17 protein-coding genes and 1 tRNA gene are annotated in these 17498 nt (G+C 54.4%); 11 read left to right on the plus strand and 7 right to left on the minus strand.

Annotation, left to right across the window (positions count from 1 at the left end):
- Positions 1-95: 95 nt before the first annotated feature.
- On the minus strand, positions 96-449 hold the full coding sequence (locus BLP79_RS17710) for a response regulator (RefSeq protein ID WP_090221028.1): 354 nt from the start codon (positions 447-449) through the stop codon (positions 96-98).
- 246 nt (positions 450-695) lie between these two features.
- On the opposite strand from BLP79_RS17710, the gene BLP79_RS17715 reads away from it, so the two are divergent.
- The 4 genes from BLP79_RS17715 to BLP79_RS17730 all read left to right on the plus strand — a co-directional run bounded on the left by BLP79_RS17715 (position 696) and on the right by BLP79_RS17730 (position 3545).
- Entirely contained in the window at positions 696-1580 is an 885-nt protein-coding gene (locus BLP79_RS17715) for a LysR family transcriptional regulator (protein ID WP_090221029.1), read from the plus strand.
- Positions 1581-1718: 138 nt separating this feature from the next.
- Entirely contained in the window at positions 1719-2798 is a 1080-nt protein-coding gene (locus BLP79_RS17720) for an L-dopachrome tautomerase-related protein (RefSeq protein ID WP_090221030.1), read from the plus strand.
- 5 nt (positions 2799-2803) lie between these two features.
- Positions 2804-3118, plus strand: a complete 315-nt coding sequence (locus BLP79_RS17725) for a muconolactone Delta-isomerase family protein (RefSeq protein ID WP_090221031.1) — start codon at positions 2804-2806, stop codon at positions 3116-3118.
- Positions 3119-3131: 13 nt separating this feature from the next.
- Entirely contained in the window at positions 3132-3545 is a 414-nt protein-coding gene (locus tag BLP79_RS17730) for a VOC family protein (protein ID WP_090221032.1), read from the plus strand.
- A gap of 674 nt (positions 3546-4219) precedes the next feature.
- Here BLP79_RS17730 and BLP79_RS17735 read toward each other — a convergent pair.
- A tRNA-Ser gene (locus tag BLP79_RS17735) sits at positions 4220-4309 on the minus strand.
- A 257-nt stretch (positions 4310-4566) separates the two neighbouring features.
- Between BLP79_RS17735 and BLP79_RS17740 the strand changes: the two genes are divergently transcribed.
- The 7 genes from BLP79_RS17740 (at position 4567) to BLP79_RS17770 (ending at position 11072) form a co-directional block, all read left to right on the plus strand.
- On the plus strand, positions 4567-5466 hold the full coding sequence (locus tag BLP79_RS17740) for an SPOR domain-containing protein (protein ID WP_090221033.1): 900 nt from the start codon (positions 4567-4569) through the stop codon (positions 5464-5466).
- A gap of 73 nt (positions 5467-5539) precedes the next feature.
- Complete coding sequence (locus BLP79_RS17745) at positions 5540-6667, plus strand: D-alanyl-D-alanine carboxypeptidase family protein (protein ID WP_170830516.1); 1128 nt, start codon at positions 5540-5542, stop codon at positions 6665-6667.
- A gap of 21 nt (positions 6668-6688) precedes the next feature.
- On the plus strand, positions 6689-7339 hold the full coding sequence (gene tmk / locus BLP79_RS17750) for a dTMP kinase (RefSeq protein ID WP_090221035.1): 651 nt from the start codon (positions 6689-6691) through the stop codon (positions 7337-7339).
- Complete coding sequence (locus BLP79_RS17755; RefSeq protein ID WP_090221036.1) at positions 7336-8454, plus strand: DNA polymerase III subunit delta'; 1119 nt, start codon at positions 7336-7338, stop codon at positions 8452-8454. The genes tmk and BLP79_RS17755 overlap by 4 nt, the downstream gene beginning before the upstream one ends.
- 30 nt (positions 8455-8484) lie before the next feature.
- The gene (locus BLP79_RS17760; protein ID WP_090221037.1) at positions 8485-9294 is read left to right on the plus strand and encodes a TatD family hydrolase; all 810 of its coding nucleotides are present in this window, start codon (positions 8485-8487) and stop codon (positions 9292-9294) included.
- Complete coding sequence (locus BLP79_RS17765) at positions 9294-10091, plus strand: MBL fold metallo-hydrolase (RefSeq protein WP_090221038.1); 798 nt, start codon at positions 9294-9296, stop codon at positions 10089-10091. The genes BLP79_RS17760 and BLP79_RS17765 overlap by 1 nt, the downstream gene beginning before the upstream one ends.
- Before the next feature lie 45 nt (positions 10092-10136).
- Entirely contained in the window at positions 10137-11072 is a 936-nt protein-coding gene (locus tag BLP79_RS17770) for an AEC family transporter (RefSeq protein WP_090221039.1), read from the plus strand.
- 13 nt (positions 11073-11085) lie between these two features.
- On the opposite strand, the gene BLP79_RS17775 is transcribed toward BLP79_RS17770, so the two are convergent.
- The 5 genes from BLP79_RS17775 to BLP79_RS17795 all read right to left on the minus strand — a co-directional run bounded on the left by BLP79_RS17775 (position 11086) and on the right by BLP79_RS17795 (position 17465).
- A complete protein-coding gene (locus BLP79_RS17775; RefSeq protein WP_090221040.1) occupies positions 11086-12174 on the minus strand; it encodes an ABC transporter ATP-binding protein in 1089 nt (362 codons plus the stop codon).
- A 3-nt stretch (positions 12175-12177) separates the two neighbouring features.
- Positions 12178-13839, minus strand: coding sequence for an alpha-glucosidase (locus tag BLP79_RS17780; protein ID WP_232716625.1), 1662 nt, complete (start codon positions 13837-13839; stop codon positions 12178-12180).
- A 26-nt stretch (positions 13840-13865) separates the two neighbouring features.
- Entirely contained in the window at positions 13866-15014 is a 1149-nt protein-coding gene (locus BLP79_RS17785) for a carbohydrate ABC transporter permease (protein WP_090221041.1), read from the minus strand.
- A gap of 10 nt (positions 15015-15024) precedes the next feature.
- Positions 15025-16032 carry a carbohydrate ABC transporter permease gene (locus BLP79_RS17790; protein WP_090221059.1) on the minus strand — a complete coding sequence of 336 codons (1008 nt, stop codon included), beginning with the start codon at positions 16030-16032 and terminating at the stop codon, positions 15025-15027.
- An 80-nt stretch (positions 16033-16112) separates the two neighbouring features.
- Positions 16113-17465: an ABC transporter substrate-binding protein gene (locus tag BLP79_RS17795; protein WP_090221042.1), complete on the minus strand. Its 1353-nt coding sequence runs from the start codon at positions 17463-17465 to the stop codon at positions 16113-16115.
- Between the last annotated feature and the right edge of the window lie 33 nt (positions 17466-17498).

Raw genomic sequence — 17498 nt, forward strand, 5'->3', positions numbered from 1 at the left:
TTTCAGGCAGACCTATCCGTCAGAAAGTACCCCCCCTACCCTAAAGGCGCAGCACTCCTACCCTTCTTGAAAACTGTTTTATTAACAATCAGGCGTCAGAAATTCTGATTTAAAACGGAAATTAAATCTTCAATATCAAGAGGTTTAGAGAAACACGCCGCGGCCCCAAGCGCCATTGCATCCTCTCTCGAACTCTCCGCCCCATGACCACTGACCACAACGACAGTCCCTTGGTAGTTCACCTCATTCAAGTGGCGAATCAGCTCCAGCCCGCCAACCTTAGGCATTTTCAAATCTGTAACGACAGCGTCGAAAGATGATGTTTTAAATTCTTCAAGCGCTTCGGGTACCGACCCTGCGGTGGAGACCTCAAAATCCTCCAACTCCAATGAATCCTGCAGCTCTTCTAATAGCAAAGGTTCATCATCAACAATCAGTACATGAGTCATGAAACGCCTCCAGAATCTCTACATCTAATATGGAGGAGACCTGTTAACTTAGACATAATCTGTGTTCAGATCGGACCCTTCGCTGTTTGTTACCACCTCTTTGAATGCTGTCCGTCGCGAAGGCCCGTGGGGCAGCCGAGCGTATTGATTGAAGGACCTGGCTCATCGTCTGACTGAAAGTATGATAACTTCTAGTGGGCGTTTTCCAGGGTCAGTGTTCAAAATTTTCAAACGAAAGGCAGTCGCATGTATAGCATCGGTGATTTGGAGGCCTTCACGGCCGTGGCACGGTTTCACGGTGTGTCACAAGCGGCACGGGCTTTGAACATTGCACCGGCAACAGTTAGCCATCGGATCTCGAAACTCGAACATGCCCTACGCATCACCCTCTTCTATCGTACAAGCCGTGCGTTAACCCTAACAGATGAGGGTAGGATCTTTTATGAACGGGTCGAAGCAATTCTTGCGGATTTGCGACAGGCCGAGCAAGAGGCCGGCAGCGGGACAACTCAACTTCGCGGACATCTCCGGGTAACTATGTCCCCCTGGATTCTGTCCAGATTCATCATGCCAAAACTAGCAACACTTAGACAAGCACACCCTGATCTGACACTCGAGTTTCTAGCGGTCGATCGCATGGTAGCTCTGGCTGAGGAAGGACAGGACTGCGCAATCCGCGTGGGACAATTGGCCGACAGCGCCCTGCGCGCCCAAAAACTCTGCGACAATGATCGCTTGATCTGCGCAAGTCCAGACTTTCTCAATCGCCATGGCGTGCCTAAAACCTTCGAACACCTCGCCGATGCACCTTGGGTTTCTCTTCCTTGGCAACAACGGATTGACGTCACCGACGCCGGGGGGCGCAAACGAACAATCCGTTTGGCGCGCAATGTTGAGGTCTCAAGCTCAAGCGCCCTGACCGACGGGGCAGCCAATGGGCTTGGCCTTGCGATCAAGTCGCGTCTTGCGATCAAACGCGAACTCGACGAAGGAGTTCTGGTAGAAGTACTGCCGGGGCGCTTACACTCGCCCGAGGCCCCTGTCTGGTTTGTGTACCCAGCCGAAGTGCGAACAGGCAGGAAACTGGAGTTGTTTCGCAATGTGTCAGTCGAAGCTTTTTCGGCAGTGTGAGGATAATAGATTTTCATGTCGGTTATCCTCCTGACACGGCCAGTTATTCGAAATTTTCAAATTCTGTTTTTGAAAACGCACTACATACATCAACTTTCTCCAGTTTTATGACGACTCCATGTGAAACGGGAGGGCCGAATGAAACACATACTTTACGCAACCTGCGCTTTGACCTTTATGACTGGCACGACCTTTGCCCAAGGGCTGGAGACTTATCTGGAATTTCCCAAAGACACGCCGCCAGGCAATCTGGCGATCGCGCCGGATGGGCGGATGTTCATGTCTGTACATGAGTTTTATGGACCAGACCTACGCATCGTAGAAGTGATGCCTGACGGCACAACCGTACCCTACCCAACCGAGGCTTGGGCCCACGCGCCGAACGACGACGGTGATGGACTGCAAGGCGTGCTTGGCTTGCGCGCTGATCGTCAAGGCATTCTTTGGATGTTGGATGGCCAAGGTGAAGGCCAAACAGGTAGAGTCGTCGGTTGGAACACAAATACCGAAGAGCTGCATGCGATCTATTACATTGGCCAGCCCGCTGCACGACCGTTTTCATTTTTAAATGATCTCGCTGTCGACCGCGAGAACGAAGCAATCTACATCACCGATACCGCCAATCATGTTGACTCCGCTTTAATCGTGATCGATTTGAAAACGGGTCGTGCGCGCCGGGTATTGGAAGGCAGCGAATTCACCCGCGCTGAAGACACTCCCATGATCATCGATGGGAAAGAAATTTTGCTTGGCGGCAATCCAGCCAAAATCGGTGTCAACCCGATCACGGTCGATCCAAGCAACACCTGGGTTTATTTTGCTCCCATGACATCCACGTCGATGTATCGCGTGCGCACGACTGATTTGCTTGATGAAAGCCTGAATGACGAAGATCTCGCAGCACGGGTGGAGCGGTATGGTGACAAGGTCACCTCGGACGGCTCCACCGTTGATGCGGATGGCAACGTATATATCACGGCCATGACAGACAACGCCCTTGGCGTCACAAAACCAGACGGCACCTATGAAGTCCTCTATCAGTCCGATGATGATCTGCCTTGGCCGGATGGTTTCTCTATGGGTGTGGATGGCTACGTCTATGCGACCATCAACGAACTCCACCGTTCTCCGGTGCTCAACGGCGGCGAAGATGCCTCGCTTGGCACCTACCGGATTGTGCGTTTTCCAGCGCTTGGAACAGCTGTCAGCGGAAGGTAGTACAGATGCTCTATCGTCTTGATTTCGTAGTTGAATATGACTCAAGCATGCAACAGCAGGGTCTGTTGGGGGTCTGGGCCGAAGAGGCCGAGGCCGCCCTTGGGGCCAAACATGCAGGGGTAGTCAAAGATCTTTGGAAAGTGGTTGGTGAGCGCAAGGTACTGGCCATCGTCGATGTCGAAACACCCGATGATCTTGATCGGATCCTCTTTGATCTACCCATCATGCAAAAGATGGGCCAGTACGTTCAGGTCGATGTTAAATCACTTCGGCGCTACGAGGATTTTGCTATAGACGTGAAAGAGCGGCTCAAACGTTAAAAAAGGAACCACCATGGCCAAAATGATCCACTCGTGTATCCGTGTTCTCGACGACGTAAAGTCGATTGCCTGGTATGCGGACGCCTTCGGTCTGAAAGTAGCCGATCAGCTAGATTTCCCCAATTTTCGCCTGACCTATCTGTCAAATGCAGAAAGCGGGTTTGAATTGGAATTGACCGTCAACAAGGATCGCACCGAACCCTATAACTTGGGAGATGGGTACGGACATCTGGCCGTGGTGGTTGACAGCGCAGACCAACTGCATGCTGAAATGTCATCCAAAGGTCTAGAGGTGGGCAAGCTCATCGACTTCGCGCCCGCCGGGGACCTGATCGCCCGATTCTTCTTCGCAACAGACCCGGATGGCTACCAAATCGAGGTTATCCAAAAAGGCGGGAGATTTGATTCTGTTCAAACAGACTGTTAGGGTCAGGACTTATTGACTTCCACGTCGGGCGGCGCAGAGTTCAAAACCAAGCAGTGAACATGTCTACTGACCGTTTCTGGCTGATGGGCGCGCAGATAGCGCGCCTTAAGCCGTCCTTGCTTCAATACCACCGCAACGGACGGCAACTCTCTCGTCGATGGACCGAAAAACACAACACTCAGTCAAGAATCGTGTGCTGCTTCGTCACAAACAAGAAATGCTGAAAGCAGCCGCACTAAACGCAATCCCCGCTTGCGCCTGGTTTTCTCCGACTTGAATTGTCCTCTGCTACGTTTAGCAAAGCGTAGGAAGCATATGGCCAACAAGCGTCCCAAAGCGAGGCCTGAACGACGCATTGTTTGCCGGAGACGCAGAAGTAAGGAACTGTGTCATGAGAAACGCCACTCACGGCCTGCAGGTCCACCAGTAAGTCAGGCAAGAAGCACCCATATCTATGTGCTACTCCAACGGCGGCCCCAGCTATCGCAAGCCATCCGCCGTGATGATCTCGAAGGATCGTTCACCAAGCTCCTGAATGCTCTCACGTCAAGAAAAAGGTGCTCAGGTGGTATTTACAGAGAGAATTTCTTACTCGAAAGAGCGAGGATTTCGAACGCCAAAAACTACCTTAAAATTCAAGGTGTTAGAGGATATTTCTAACAAAAGTGAAATGATGGCGGGGAGACAGGGATTCGAACCCTGGGAACGCGTTAACGTTCAACGGTTTTCAAGACCGCCGCATTCGACCACTCTGCCACCTCCCCGGTGTCGGGCCATGACAGGCGGTTTATGATGCAGCGCGCTGTAATGCAAGCAGGAATCTGCGATATTTGTACAAAAAATAATTCCGGGCTTAGGTCTCGTTTACACCACTTCAACGGATTATTGCCGAGCGGCGGGCGACAGGCTTTTCATACACACTCCTGCGGGCTATGGTGCACAAAAAGATAATGCCGACGCAGGAGCGCTGAAGTTCGCTGCTGCAATCGATGCTTAGAACAAACAGGCAAGGACGCGCGAGATGACACAGGCAAAGACCAGCTCGTTTCGGGAAACCGTTTTAGGAAAGCCCCGCTTACTCATCGCCGTCTCGGTACTCACTGCGCTGAGCGCTTGTGAAGATGGAAGCGGCGTGCCGTTTATCGACAAAGCCTTTGGCGGTGGCAATAAATCTGAACAAAACTCCAGCACAAGCACAACAACAGAACTGGTTGAACGGGACGTGGAAGCACCGGATGTATTCCAAGTCACCGAAGCAGGCCTCTGGGACGGACGCCCCTCACTGGGCGGGGTCTGGGTGGCCCACCCGGATGCCCGTGATCCAGAACGCGTTTTGATCCGCAACAACGCCAACGGAAAATTTGTTGTGGGCGCATTGTTCCGTCGCGAGCGTGAAATCCCCGGTCCACGGGTCCAAATTTCTTCAGACGCCGCGGACGCTCTTGGAATGCTTGCCGGTGCTCCAGTTGAAGTCAATGTCACTGCATTGCGCCGCGAAGCGGTTGCAGAACCTGTGCCCTCCTCTTCTGATGCGCCAATAGAAGCGCTACAGCCAGCGCCGGTTGAAACAGCCTCACTTGATCCAATTGCAGGTGCTGCAGCCGCAATCGAGGCAAGCACACGACCAACCGCTGCGGTCCCCCCCTCCCCTTCCACCCCGACCGGGGTTCCATCGACCACGTCCTCTCTGGAAAAACCCTTTATCCAAATCGGAATTTTCAGTGTGGAAGACAATGCAAAACGAACCGCTGATATCATGCGCAATGCTGGCATCATCCCCACAGTTCTTTCCCAATCTTCAAATGGGAAACCCTTCTGGCGCGTTGTTGTTGGCCCGACCCAAACTCAATCAGAACGCAGCCAATTGCTGAACAAGGTGAAAAGCACAGGCTTTGCCGATGCCTATGCTGTGACCAACTAAGAAACGGAGCATCTCAAACGTGACAAAACCTTTGCGCACCGCTGCTCTTTCAACGCTCACAGCTGGTTTGCTGATGGGCTTTTCCGCCCTTTCAGCGTCAGCCTTTGATACGCGGGCCAAAGCGGCCTACGTGCTAGACACGAAAACCGATACAGTCCTGCTCGACAAAAACGCAAAAGAGCCCCTGCCCCCCGCTTCGATGTCAAAGCTGATGACGCTCTATATTGCCTTTGAAGCACTCAGAGATGGCCGCTTAACACTGGACGAACGCCTGCCCGTCAGCCAGCACGCCATGAGCTATAAGGGCTCCACCATGTTTCTCAACACGCAGGACCGTGTCCGGGTTGAGGATCTTTTGCGCGGCATTATCGTCCTGTCTGGAAATGACGCTTGTGTTGTCATCGCCGAAGCTTTGTCGCCAGATGGAACCGAAGCAGGCTTTGCACGCTACATGACACGGCGCGCCCGCGACATGGGTATGGAAAATTCAACATTTGCAAACTCGAACGGCTGGCCTGCGATAGGTCATCGCATGTCGGTGCAGGATCTGGCCATTCTGGCGGAGCGCCTGATCGAGGACTTTCCAGAATACTACCCTATGTTTGCGGAGACCGAATTTGCCTTTGATGGCCGCGCGCCCTCCAATACACGCAATCGCAACCCCTTGTTGCGGCTGGATATTGGTGCGGATGGATTGAAAACGGGCCACACCGAAGAAGCCGGCTTTGGGCTTGTCGGATCAGCACAGCAAAAAGATCGCCGGGTGATTTTTGTCTTGTCCGGCCTTGGCAGCACGCGAGCACGCGCTGAAGAAGCCGAATCTGTGGTGAACTGGTCCTTTCGCCAATTTGCCGAGAAAACCATAGCCACTGCAGGCACTCCTGTCGCCCAGGCCGAGGTCTGGATGGGGGCGCGTGCTTCGGTTGGTTTGGTTCCGGCAAAAGACATGAACATCCTGCTGCCTGCTCTCACTCGAAATGAGCTTCAGGCGGAAGTCGTTTATTCCGGCCCCATTCGCGCACCAATCGCAAAAGGGGATCAACTGGCAGAACTGGTGTTTCAACCCGAAGGCCTTCCCGAAATGAGATTGCCTTTGGTGGCTGAAGACGATGTTTCGGTCGGCGGCTTCCCCGTGCGCGTGATGACAGCGGCCAATGTGCTGATCAAACGCTTCCTGAACGGTCCCGGCACCGAAGAATAACCCCGATAGAGACCATTTGACGTGACACAGAACGCGAACCCTGGCCTGTTCTTGACCTTTGAAGGCATCGACGGTTCGGGAAAATCCACCCAATGCCGCCTCTTGCGCGATACTTTACAAACCGCAGGCCGGGAGTGCGTGCTGACACGTGAACCCGGTGGCTCACCCGGCGCGGAAGAGATCCGCCGTATGGTTCTGGAAGGGGATCCAGACAAATGGTCTGCCGAAACTGAAATCCTACTGTTCACCGCTGCGCGGCGCGACCACATGGAACGCACGATTCTGCCTGCGCTAGATCAGGGCAAAGTGATCATCTGCGATCGTTTTGCCGACAGCACGCGCATGTACCAAGGCCTGTCGCGCGGTGATCTGCGCGCAACGGTCGATCAGTTGCACAACCTGATGATCGGGCGCGAACCTGATCTGACCCTCTTGATCGATATGGACCCGACCAAAGGTCTGGCACGTGCCAAAGGCCGACAAGGCAGCGAAGAACGCTTTGAAGACTTTGGCCTCCCTCTGCAGCAACAAATGCGGGCAGGCTTTCTTGCACTGGCACAGGATTTTCCTGACCGGTTTCGCGTCATCGATGGCGACCGCCCCATAGATACGGTCGCAGCTGATGTGCAGGCACATGTGCAAAACGCGCTTGCCTCAAAGGCCGCATCGTGAGCGATGCAGACGCGCTGCCACGCGCAGATCAAGCTCCCGGAGCGCCGCACCCGCGCGAAACACAGCAGCTGTTTGGGCAGGCCCCCGCTGAACACGAATTTTTGTCGGCTTTCAATTCCGACCGTCTGCACCACGGCTGGCTGCTCACCGGACCGCAAGGCGTCGGCAAGGCCACACTGGCCTGGCGTATCGCACGGTTCCTTTTGGCCACGCCCTCAGCAGAGGATGGCCTTTTTGGGGGTGCCGCCCCCGCAGCCACACTGGATATCAGCCCTGACCATCCGGTTTCACATCGCATTCAGGCGCTGGCAGAACCCGGTCTTGCACCACTCACGCGCAGCTACAACGACCGCGGCAAGCTCCGTGACCAAATCGTCGTGGACGATGTGCGCAAACTCCATCGCTTTTTTGGCCTCTCCGCCACCGATGGCGGACGACGCGTTGTGATTGTGGATTCCGCAGACGATATGAACGTCAGCGCTGCAAATGCGCTGTTGAAGATGCTGGAAGAACCGCCTGCACGGACCACGCTGCTCCTGATTTCGCATCAACCCTCACGCCTTTTGCCAACAATCCGGTCTCGCTGCAGAACGCTCCGCCTTGGTGCCTTGTCACCTGACGACATGCAGGCCGCACTTCATCAGGCCGGAGCCGAACTTCCGGAACAAACCAACCACCTGAATGCGCTTGCAGCCGGCTCTGTCGGCAGCGCCATGCGGCTTTTATCCCTGGGAGGATTGGAGCTTTATCAAGAACTGGTACAGATCATCACTTCGATGCCGCGCCTGGACCGGGCACGCGCCCTGAAGCTTGCAGACACAGCGGCGGCACGGGGTGGTGCGGATCGGTTTGAACTGTTGCTAACGCTTGTGGAAACCTGCCTTGCTCGCATGGCGCGCTGCGGTGCCATTGGTGCGCCTGCCGCACCCGAAGCCGCCCAGGGAGAAGCCGAAATGATGCAACGCCTTGCGCCGCATCCGCACAAAGGGCGCGCATGGGCAGATCTGGCCACTGAAATTTCCGCGCGGGCCCGCCATGGTCAGGCTGTGAACCTTGACCCAGCAGCCCTTGTCCTAGATACGATCTTTAAGATGCAGGAAACGGCTGCGCGCTAACCCAGCGCCAGAGATGAGCAGAGACACCAGATGACCACTACACCGCCCCAGATCACCGACAGCCATTGCCATCTGGATTTCCCCGATTTTGAGGGAGAGCTTGACGAGGTGATTGCCCGCGCCCAGGCCGCAGGCGTGACCCGTATGGTCACCATCTGCACCAAATTGAAAAACGAACCCTCTGTTCGCGCCATCGCCGAAGCCCACGCGCCGGTCTTTTATGCCGCAGGCACCCACCCGATGAGCGTCGAAAATGAACCGATGGCCACAGCAGAAGAGCTGATCCAGCTGGCTGCGCACCCTAAATTTGTGGGCATCGGCGAAACCGGGCTGGATTATCACTATTCCTCAGAAAGCGCCGACATTCAGCAAACCTCACTGCGCATTCATATTGATGCTGCACGTGAAACAGGTCTGCCCTTGATCATCCATTCCCGCGCCGCAGATGAGGATATGGCGCGCATCCTGTCGGAAGAAATGGCCAAAGGCAGCTACACCTGTGTGATGCACTGTTTCTCTTCCTCAGCAGACCTGGCGCGCGCGGCCATTGATCTGGGGTTCTACCTGTCGATGTCCGGCATCGCGGCCTTCCCCAAAAGCAGCGATCTGCGCGATATTTTTGCAGCCGCCCCCCGCGACCGTATCCTGGTGGAAACGGATGCGCCTTATCTTGCGCCGCCGCCCCACCGTGGCAAACGCAATGAACCGGCCTATTCTGCCCTGACCGCCCGCATCGGAGCCGAAGCCTTTGGCATGGACTACGCAGATTTTGCGGCACAAACACAGGCCAATTTTGATCGCCTCTTCTGGAAAGCCGCAAAAACGCAGGCTGCCGCTTAATGGGAGAGCTGCGCTTTACCATTCTGGGCTGCGGCTCTTCCGGTGGTGTTCCGCGTCTTGGCGGGCAATGGGGGGATTGTGATCCCAATAACCCAAAAAACAACCGCCGCCGCTGTTCTATGCTGGTCGAGCGTGATGGGCCGGATGGCACCACATCTGTACTGATAGATACCTCCCCTGATATGCGCAGCCAATTGCTGGATGCGCAGGTCGGACGGCTGGACGCTGTGGTCTATACGCATTCCCATGCGGATCACGTGCATGGGCTGGATGACCTGCGCATGATTGTTTTCAATATGAAAACCCGCGTGCCGGTTTATGCCGACGCAGAGACCGAACAGGCGCTGATCTCGCGCTTTGGCTATGCTTTTATCCAGCCCGAAGGGTCATCGTATCCTCCTATTCTTGACCTCCACCGCATTGAGGGCCCGTTTACGATATCAGGCCCCGGCGGCGACATTTCTTTGCGCCCATTTCAGGTGAAACACGGTGCGATCGACTCTTTGGGCTTTCGCATTCACGACGTCGCATATCTGCCAGACGTCTCTGAAATCTACGATGACGCACTTCCCGAATTGGAAAACCTGGACTGTTGGATCCTAGACGCCTTGCGCCGCAGCCCGCATCCAACCCATTTCAATCTGGATACAGCGCTTGACTGGATCAAACGCATGGCCCCCAAACGCGCCGTGCTGACCAATCTGCACAATGACCTTGACTATGCCACGCTTGAGGCAGAGACAGCGGACCATATCACCCCAGCCTATGATGGCATGGTGGTGCAATTTAAAATCTAAGTCAGGCTAAACTCCACATAGCCTGCACACAAGTGAAGGCCCGCAGTGTTTCAGTCTCTTATTGATGTTATCTTGCCGATCTTTCTGGTCGTTGGCAGCGGTTACTTCACGACAAAATTCAACTATATCAGCCAATCCAATGTAGAAGGGTTGATGAAATTCGCCCAGAATTTTGCAATCCCGCTGCTTCTGTTTAATGCGATCTCCACCTTAGATCTGTCTGCCAGCTTTAACCCAGCCTTGCTCAGCAGTTTCTACTCCGCGGCTTTCCTGTGCTTTCTGATTGGCATATTTGGCGCACGCTTGTTCTTTCGCCGCCCATGGGAAGATGCGATCGCCATCGGGTTTTGCTGCCTCTTCTCAAACTCGCTTCTATTGGGCCTGCCCATCACTGAACGCGCATTTGGCTCTGACAATCTGACAGGCAACTACGCCATCATCGCCTTTCATTCCCCCTTCTGCTACGCGGTTGGGATCACCACGATGGAGATCGTCCGCAACCAAGGCGGCAGCCTGTTGCAAACTGGGAAATCAGTCTTCAAGGCAATGTTCCAAAACGTTCTCATCCTCGCAATCCTGCTTGGATTTGTCGTGAACGTATCAGGACTGCAGATACCAACCATCGGGACAGAAGCCATTAATCTGATCACACGCGCAGCGCTTCCCTGTGCGCTCTTTGCACTTGGTGGCGTTCTTGTTCAATATAAACCCGAAGGCGACATGCGCACGATCCTGTTTGTGTGTTTTACCTCGCTCATGATCCACCCCGCACTTGTCTGGCTTTTTGGCAGCCTGCAGGCTTTGCCGCAGGATTTGTTCCGCTCAGGCGTTGTAAATGCAGCGATGGCAACCGGATTCAACGGCTATATTTTTGCAAATCTTTACGGCAAAGCCAAACGTGTGGCTGCCTCGTCGGTTTTGTTTGCGACAGGGTTCAGCATCTTTACCGTCTGGTTCTGGCTGACCTTGCTTGGCAGCTAAGCCAAACCTGCCGCTATCGGTACAGCAGCGAGCGTCCGTTATGGAACAGATGCAGCTTTGATTTATCCGCAGTCAAGGCAACCTGCTGTCCGCGTAGCCCTTTGTGTACGCCGGGCAATTTCGCGATCAACGGATCACCACCAAATGGGTTTTCAAAATACAACACCGTGACCTCCCCCAAGGCTTCGACGATATTCACCTCTGCCTCCAAAAGCACAGGCCCTGAGCCTTGAACCAGATCCTCGGGACGAACGCCAAGATTGACGCTCATTCCTAAATCACTGGCGACCGTGGGAATCGCCGCCACAACCTCAGCCCCACTCTTTAGTTTCACACGGGTCTCTGCGCCGGTTGCTGTGATGTCTCCCGGCAAAAGGTTCATCGCAGGTGAACCAATAAACTGCGCCACAAATTCATTTTCAGGCCGCTCATAAAGATCAAGTGGCGTGCCCACCTGGGATATGCCCTTATCTGCCAAAACCACAATCCTGCTGGCCAAAGTCATGGCCTCCACTTGATCATGGGTCACATAGATCATGGTGCTGTCAGGCATGCTTTCCTTCAGCTGCGCAATCTCAATCCGTGTTGCTACACGCAAGGCCGCGTCCAGATTAGACAGTGGTTCATCAAACAAATAAACCTTTGGGTCACGCACAATAGATCGGCCAATTGCAACCCGCTGGCGTTGCCCGCCAGACAGCGCTTTGGGCAAACGGTCCAGATACTCTTCCAGCTGCAAAGTTTTGGCAGCCCGCGCAATCGCCGCATCAATTTCCTGCGCCGGCTTACCTGCAATCTTAAGCGCAAAAGCCATATTATCACGCACTGTCATATGCGGATACAAAGCATAAGACTGAAACACCATCGCAATGCCACGCTGTGCAGGTGGAATATCATTCACCACCTGCCCATCAATTTCCAACGTCCCACCCGTGATCTGCTCTAATCCCGCGATCATGCGCAACAACGTGGATTTCCCGCAGCCAGAGGGGCCGACAAACACAATCAGCTCACCCGCTTTGATCTCCAGGTTGATATCCTTCAGGACATTTACTGCGCCCCCATAGGTTTTTTCGACCTGGCTCAGCTTTAGATCAGCCATCGCTCACCCCTCCCCTTCAGTGTGCCGCAGCAAACAGGCCTGCCAAGGGCCCAAATCCACCTGTTGCCCAACCGGAACAGCCATATCCAAATCCGCCTCGACCGGTGCCCAGCCTGCCGGAACCGCACAACGGGTTGGCGTGTGACTGAGGTTAAAGGCACAAAAGATCTGCTCACCTGCGATCGCGCGGATAAATGTCAAAACCGTCCCCTCTGCGGATAGGCGATCCTGCGTTCCCTTCACCAAAGCGGGGTAGGTTTTCCGCAATGTGAGCGCACGCCGATAGTATTCCAAAAGCGAGCCCCCCTGCCCCTCTTGATGCGCCGCCGTCTGCATCAAATGGGCATCAGACACCGGCAACCAGGGCCGTTCACTGGAAAATCCCGCCGCCTGATTAGACTGATCCCATACCATTGGCGTACGGCACCCATCACGGCCCTTGAATTCAGGCCAAAATTCAATCCCATAAGGATCTTGCAAATCTTCAAAGGCCACATCAGCCTCTTCCAGCCCCAGCTCTTCGCCTTGATAAAGGCAGACCGATCCACGCAGGCACATCATCAAAACCGGCATCAATCGCTGGCCAGCCTCGGATAGGTTCCAGCGGCTGACATGGCGCATCACATCGTGATTGGACAAGGCCCAACACACCCAACCCTCAGCTGCCACGTGATCCACGCGGGCAAAGACATCCGCAATCAGCGCGGCCGTCAGCTCTGGTGCGCCCAGCAACTCAAACGCATAACACATATGGGCCAGATCACCGCCCGCAGTATACTCCCCCAAAATCTCCAATCCACGCTGGGCATCGCCCACTTCTCCCACCGTTGTAGAGCCCGGATATTCATCCAAAAGCACCCGGAAGCGGCGCAAAAACTCAAGGTTTTCTGGTTGGTTTTTGGAATAAAGATGACGCTGATGATTATAGGGGTTCACCGACGGTGCAATACTTGCGTTGCGCTCTTCTGGCGGCAAGGCTGGATTGTCGCGCAGCGCTTTATCATGCACATAGAAGTTGATGGTATCCAGCCGGAACCCATCCACGCCCCGTTCCAACCAGAACCGCGTTACATCCAGAACCGCGTTCTGCACGTCCGGACAGTGGAAATTCAGATCAGGTTGTGAGGTCAGGAAGTTGTGCAGATAATACTGCTCTCGCCGCGGATCCCATTGCCAGGCAGACCCACCAAAAATAGACAGCCAATTGTTGGGCGCCGTTCCATCGGGTTTAGGATCGGCCCAAACATACCAATCCGCCTTGGCATTGTCCCGGCTCTGACGGCTTTCCTGAAACCAGGCGTGCTGGTCGGAACTGTGCGACAACACCAAATCAATCACCACACGCACCCCCAGGCCATGTGCAACATCAATCAGTTCGTCAAAATCCGCCAGCGTGCCAAACATCGGATCAACATCGCGGTAGTCGCTGACGTCATAACCAAAATCTTTCATTGGCGATTTGAAAAACGGCGAAATCCAGATCGCATCCACGCCCAGCGCCGCAATATAGGGCAAGCGCTGGGTGATCCCAACCAGATCCCCAATGCCATCCCCGTTGCTGTCCTGAAAACTGCGCGGGTAAATCTGGTAAAGAACGGCACCACGCCACCAATCAGGATCCCCCCCCAGTAGCTTGCCCTTATGGCTACCCTGCATATAGGTCATGTCGCAGTTTCCACTTCTTCTTTTGGTTATTTCACAGAGCCAGCCAACAGGCCGCGCACCAGATATTTCTGCATCGCAAAGAATACCGCCAAAGGCACCGCAATCGAGACAAAGGCTGAGGTTGCAAGGATCTCCCAATTGCCCCCGCGTGTGCCCAGCATTTCAACGATCTGTTTGGTCATCACCGTTGTTTCACCGGTTGAATCGATCAAAAACACCATCGACACCAACAGATCGTTCCACGTCCACAGGAATTGAAAAATGGCAAAGCTGGCAATCGCCGGAAAGCTGAGCGGCAGGATAATTCGGGTAAAGATCTGAAAATCCGTCGCCCCGTCTACGCGGGCGTTTTCGATAATATCACGCGGCAAGCCAACCATGTAATTGCGCAAAAGATAGATCGCCATGGGCAGGCCAAATCCGGTATGCGCCAACCAGACACCAAGATAACCTTTGCCAATGCCAATCTCATTATGCACTTTCAGCAAAGGGATCAGCGCAAGCTGCAGCGGGACCACCAAAAGGCCCACCACCGCTGCCACCAGCAAAGCACGACCCGGAAACTCCATCCACGCCAGCGCATATGCCGCAAAGGCTGCAATCAGGATCGGAATGATCGTTGCTGGGATCGTCACGGTAAGCGTGTTGAAAAATGCCTTTGCCAAATTGTCCGTCGCGCCCCCCGAGATCAAAACCGTTCGATAATTGTCCAGCGAAAAAGAGGGCGGCGTCACAGCCGTTACAAAAATCCGCGTACCGCGGCGTCCTTCAAAAGGCGCATCATGCGTCATCCGATATGATCCGTCCGCCTCAACCGTCAGCTGCCCGCCCTTGCGCAACGTGGTTGTGGTCCCAGCCGCAAAAGCCGCAACATCCCGCGCCGACGTGCCCCAAGCGGTGATTTCTCCACTTTCGCCAGCGGCAAACAACTGCCCTTCGATGACAAACAGATCCCCAGCTGCAACCTGTGTCTCGGGTGCTGCTGTGCGCAGTGTCAGGTTCTGTTCACTGGGAAAAAGCGCTTTCCACCAGCCGCTTGTTGCAATCTGGTCCGCAGACCTGAAAGACGACACAAACAGCCCCACAGTGGGAAACAGCCATAACCCCACCAACAAGACAACAGACAGGCGCAAAGCCCAGATCAGAGCGGGTTTTTCTCCGGCAATTGTGCTCATGGTCCCCTCCTCAGCGCATTTCTTTGCGGGCGTTGTAAATGTTCCAAATCAGGATCGGCGTCACCAGCGCCATAATCACCATCGCACTGGCCGATCCGACCCCCCAATCATTGGCGCGAAACAGTTTGTCATACATGTAATTGGCCAAAACCTGCGTCTCCCATTGCCCGTTGGTCATGGCAAAAACGATGTCAAAGACTTTCAACACAACAATGGTAATGGTGGTCCAGACCACCACAATGGTTCCCATGATCTGCGGCACCTTGATCTTGAAAAAGATCTGAAATGGACCGGCTCCATCCACAATGGCTGCTTCAACCGTCTCTTCAGGAATGCCCCGCAAAGCTGCGGACAGGATCACCATGGCAAATCCCGTCTGAATCCACACCAAAACCGCCATCAGGAAAAAGTTGTTCCACACCGGCAAGGTCAACCACTGCTGCGGCGCATCGCCACCAAAGAAGATGTAGATAGCATTTAAAATGCCAATTTGATCTGTCCCTTCAGGGCGTGCATCATAGACCAGTTTCCAGATCACAGCCGCCCCCACAAAAGAGATCGCCATCGGCATAAAGATCAGCGATTTTGCAAGATTACCCCACTTCAACCGATCCGTAAGCTGCGCCGCCAGCAGACCAAATGCCGTTGACGCGGCAGGCACAACCAAAAGCCACACGAAATTGTTGCGCAAGGCTTCCCAGAATTTTTGTTCGGCCAGCATCTGCTGATAATTCGCAGCGCCCACAAACACACTGCCGCCTCCGACTGTCCGTTCAGTCACAGACAATCGCAGTGTTTCAAACACGGGATAGGCCAGATAAATCGCCAAAGCCGCAAGCGCCGGGAACAGAAACAACCACGGGCGCAACATATTGGCACGACGGATATTACGGGCGATATGCTTTCCCTTTGGCGGGAAAATCAGCCGATCAAGGATCAGATTGGAAAAGAAGAAATATCCAACACAACCGCCAACGCCCAATACAATCGTCAGCCCTGCTTGTAAGGCGGGATGCATAACCGAGGTCTCCTTGCTGTATTGAAAAAATTCAATGGACCGGCCCATGTTGTTTTGGGCCAGCCCAGAGGGAGGAAGATTTATTTCAAAGCATCCCAAGAGGTCTGAATATCAGTGGCAACATCCGCCGCGGGCTTGCCGCCAGCATAATCCACCATACCTGTCCAGAACGTGCCAGCACCAACACCGCCGGGCATCAGGTCAGAGGCATCAAACCGGAAGGTATCAGCGGACAACAGGATATCGCCCATCTTGCGCAGGGTATCCGTTGCATAAAGCTCTGTGTTCACACCCTTATGCGGCGTCAGGAACCCTTGCTGCGCCATCCAAACCTCATGGGCGATCGGGGATTTCAGGAATTCGACCAAGGCCCGTGCTCCCGGCGTATCATCCGTAATCGACCAAACCGTGCCTGCCCCCAAAACCGGATTACCCAGTTCTTTTTCTTCATATGCCGGGAAGTAAAAGAAATCCGCATCAAGCCCAATCTCAGTGCCTTCGGGGAAGAAAGCTGGGATAAACGATGCTTGGCGGTGCATCATACATTGTGCGGGGCTCGCAAAAAGCCCTTTGGGACTGTCGCGAAAATCCGTTGCTGCAACCGCACCGGCACCGCCTGCAACGTAATCATCGTTGCGCGCGAAATAGCCAAATTCTTCGATCGCACCGACAACGCGCGGATCATCAAAGGGGATCTCATTTGAAACCCATTGATCATAAACCGCCCCGGACTGTGTGCGCAGCATCAGATCCTCAACCCAATCGGTCGCAGGCCAGCCCGTCGCGCCGCCAGATCCCAGCCCGATGCACCAGGGCGTGTTGCCATCCGCAACCATCTGATCACCCAGCGCCTTCAGCTCTTCCATCGAACCGGGAACATCATAACCAAAGTCCTCAAAATTCTCGGGCACAAACCACACCAGAGATTTCAAATCGACCTTGTAGAACAAACCATAAAGATCCGTACCCCCATCAGGCCCCGCAAATGACGCCAGATCCACCCAGGAGCTGCCAGCGGCATAGGTGTCTTTCACCCAATTCGCCGTCTCATCACCCAAAGGCGCAACCAAACCGCGTTTTGCCAAATCCCCCAGCAAACCCGGCTGCGGGAAAACCGCGATGTTCGGTGCAGATCCTGCCTCGGTATCCACAAGGATCTGCTGCTCAAAACTATCAGACCCAGTGTAGCGCACATCGGCACCTGTCGCCGCCGCAAAATAAGCCAGTACGTTTTCAACAAGCTCCTGATCCGCGCCCAGCCATGGGCCAAACACAGTCACCTGTTCTCCGCTCAAATCGTTGGCCTTCAGTGCTTCAAAACTCTCCCAGTTAAAGCCCCCTTGCCCAACAGGAAACAGCAGATCTCCCTCCGCGTGCGACATGCCCGCTGCAAGTGCCAACGTCGCCGCAGCCATAAATAACCGTGTCTTCATCTGATCCTCCTCCCGACCTGCGCTTTGAGGGGC

Source organism: Epibacterium ulvae, from assembly GCF_900102795.1.
Taxonomy (GTDB): domain Bacteria; phylum Pseudomonadota; class Alphaproteobacteria; order Rhodobacterales; family Rhodobacteraceae; genus Epibacterium; species Epibacterium ulvae.

What these genes read in the sequence shown, in the direction of transcription:
- BLP79_RS17710 (WP_090221028.1), bottom strand. Translation starts at nt 449, where the DNA reads ATGACTCATGTACTGATTGTTGATGATGAACCTTTGCTATTAGAAGAG.
- BLP79_RS17715 (WP_090221029.1), top strand. Translation starts at nt 696, where the DNA reads ATGTATAGCATCGGTGATTTGGAGGCCTTCACGGCCGTGGCACGGTTT.
- BLP79_RS17720 (WP_090221030.1), top strand. Translation starts at nt 1,719, where the DNA reads ATGAAACACATACTTTACGCAACCTGCGCTTTGACCTTTATGACTGGC.
- BLP79_RS17725 (WP_090221031.1), top strand. Translation starts at nt 2,804, where the DNA reads ATGCTCTATCGTCTTGATTTCGTAGTTGAATATGACTCAAGCATGCAA.
- BLP79_RS17730 (WP_090221032.1), top strand. Translation starts at nt 3,132, where the DNA reads ATGGCCAAAATGATCCACTCGTGTATCCGTGTTCTCGACGACGTAAAG.
- BLP79_RS17740 (WP_090221033.1), top strand. Translation starts at nt 4,567, where the DNA reads ATGACACAGGCAAAGACCAGCTCGTTTCGGGAAACCGTTTTAGGAAAG.
- BLP79_RS17745 (WP_170830516.1), top strand. Translation starts at nt 5,540, where the DNA reads ATGGGCTTTTCCGCCCTTTCAGCGTCAGCCTTTGATACGCGGGCCAAA.
- BLP79_RS17760 (WP_090221037.1), top strand. Translation starts at nt 8,485, where the DNA reads ATGACCACTACACCGCCCCAGATCACCGACAGCCATTGCCATCTGGAT.
- BLP79_RS17765 (WP_090221038.1), top strand. Translation starts at nt 9,294, where the DNA reads ATGGGAGAGCTGCGCTTTACCATTCTGGGCTGCGGCTCTTCCGGTGGT.
- BLP79_RS17775 (WP_090221040.1), bottom strand. Translation starts at nt 12,174, where the DNA reads ATGGCTGATCTAAAGCTGAGCCAGGTCGAAAAAACCTATGGGGGCGCA.
- BLP79_RS17780 (WP_232716625.1), bottom strand. Translation starts at nt 13,839, where the DNA reads ATGACCTATATGCAGGGTAGCCATAAGGGCAAGCTACTGGGGGGGGAT.
- BLP79_RS17785 (WP_090221041.1), bottom strand. Translation starts at nt 15,014, where the DNA reads ATGAGCACAATTGCCGGAGAAAAACCCGCTCTGATCTGGGCTTTGCGC.
- BLP79_RS17790 (WP_090221059.1), bottom strand. Translation starts at nt 16,032, where the DNA reads ATGCATCCCGCCTTACAAGCAGGGCTGACGATTGTATTGGGCGTTGGC.
- BLP79_RS17795 (WP_090221042.1), bottom strand. Translation starts at nt 17,465, where the DNA reads ATGAAGACACGGTTATTTATGGCTGCGGCGACGTTGGCACTTGCAGCG.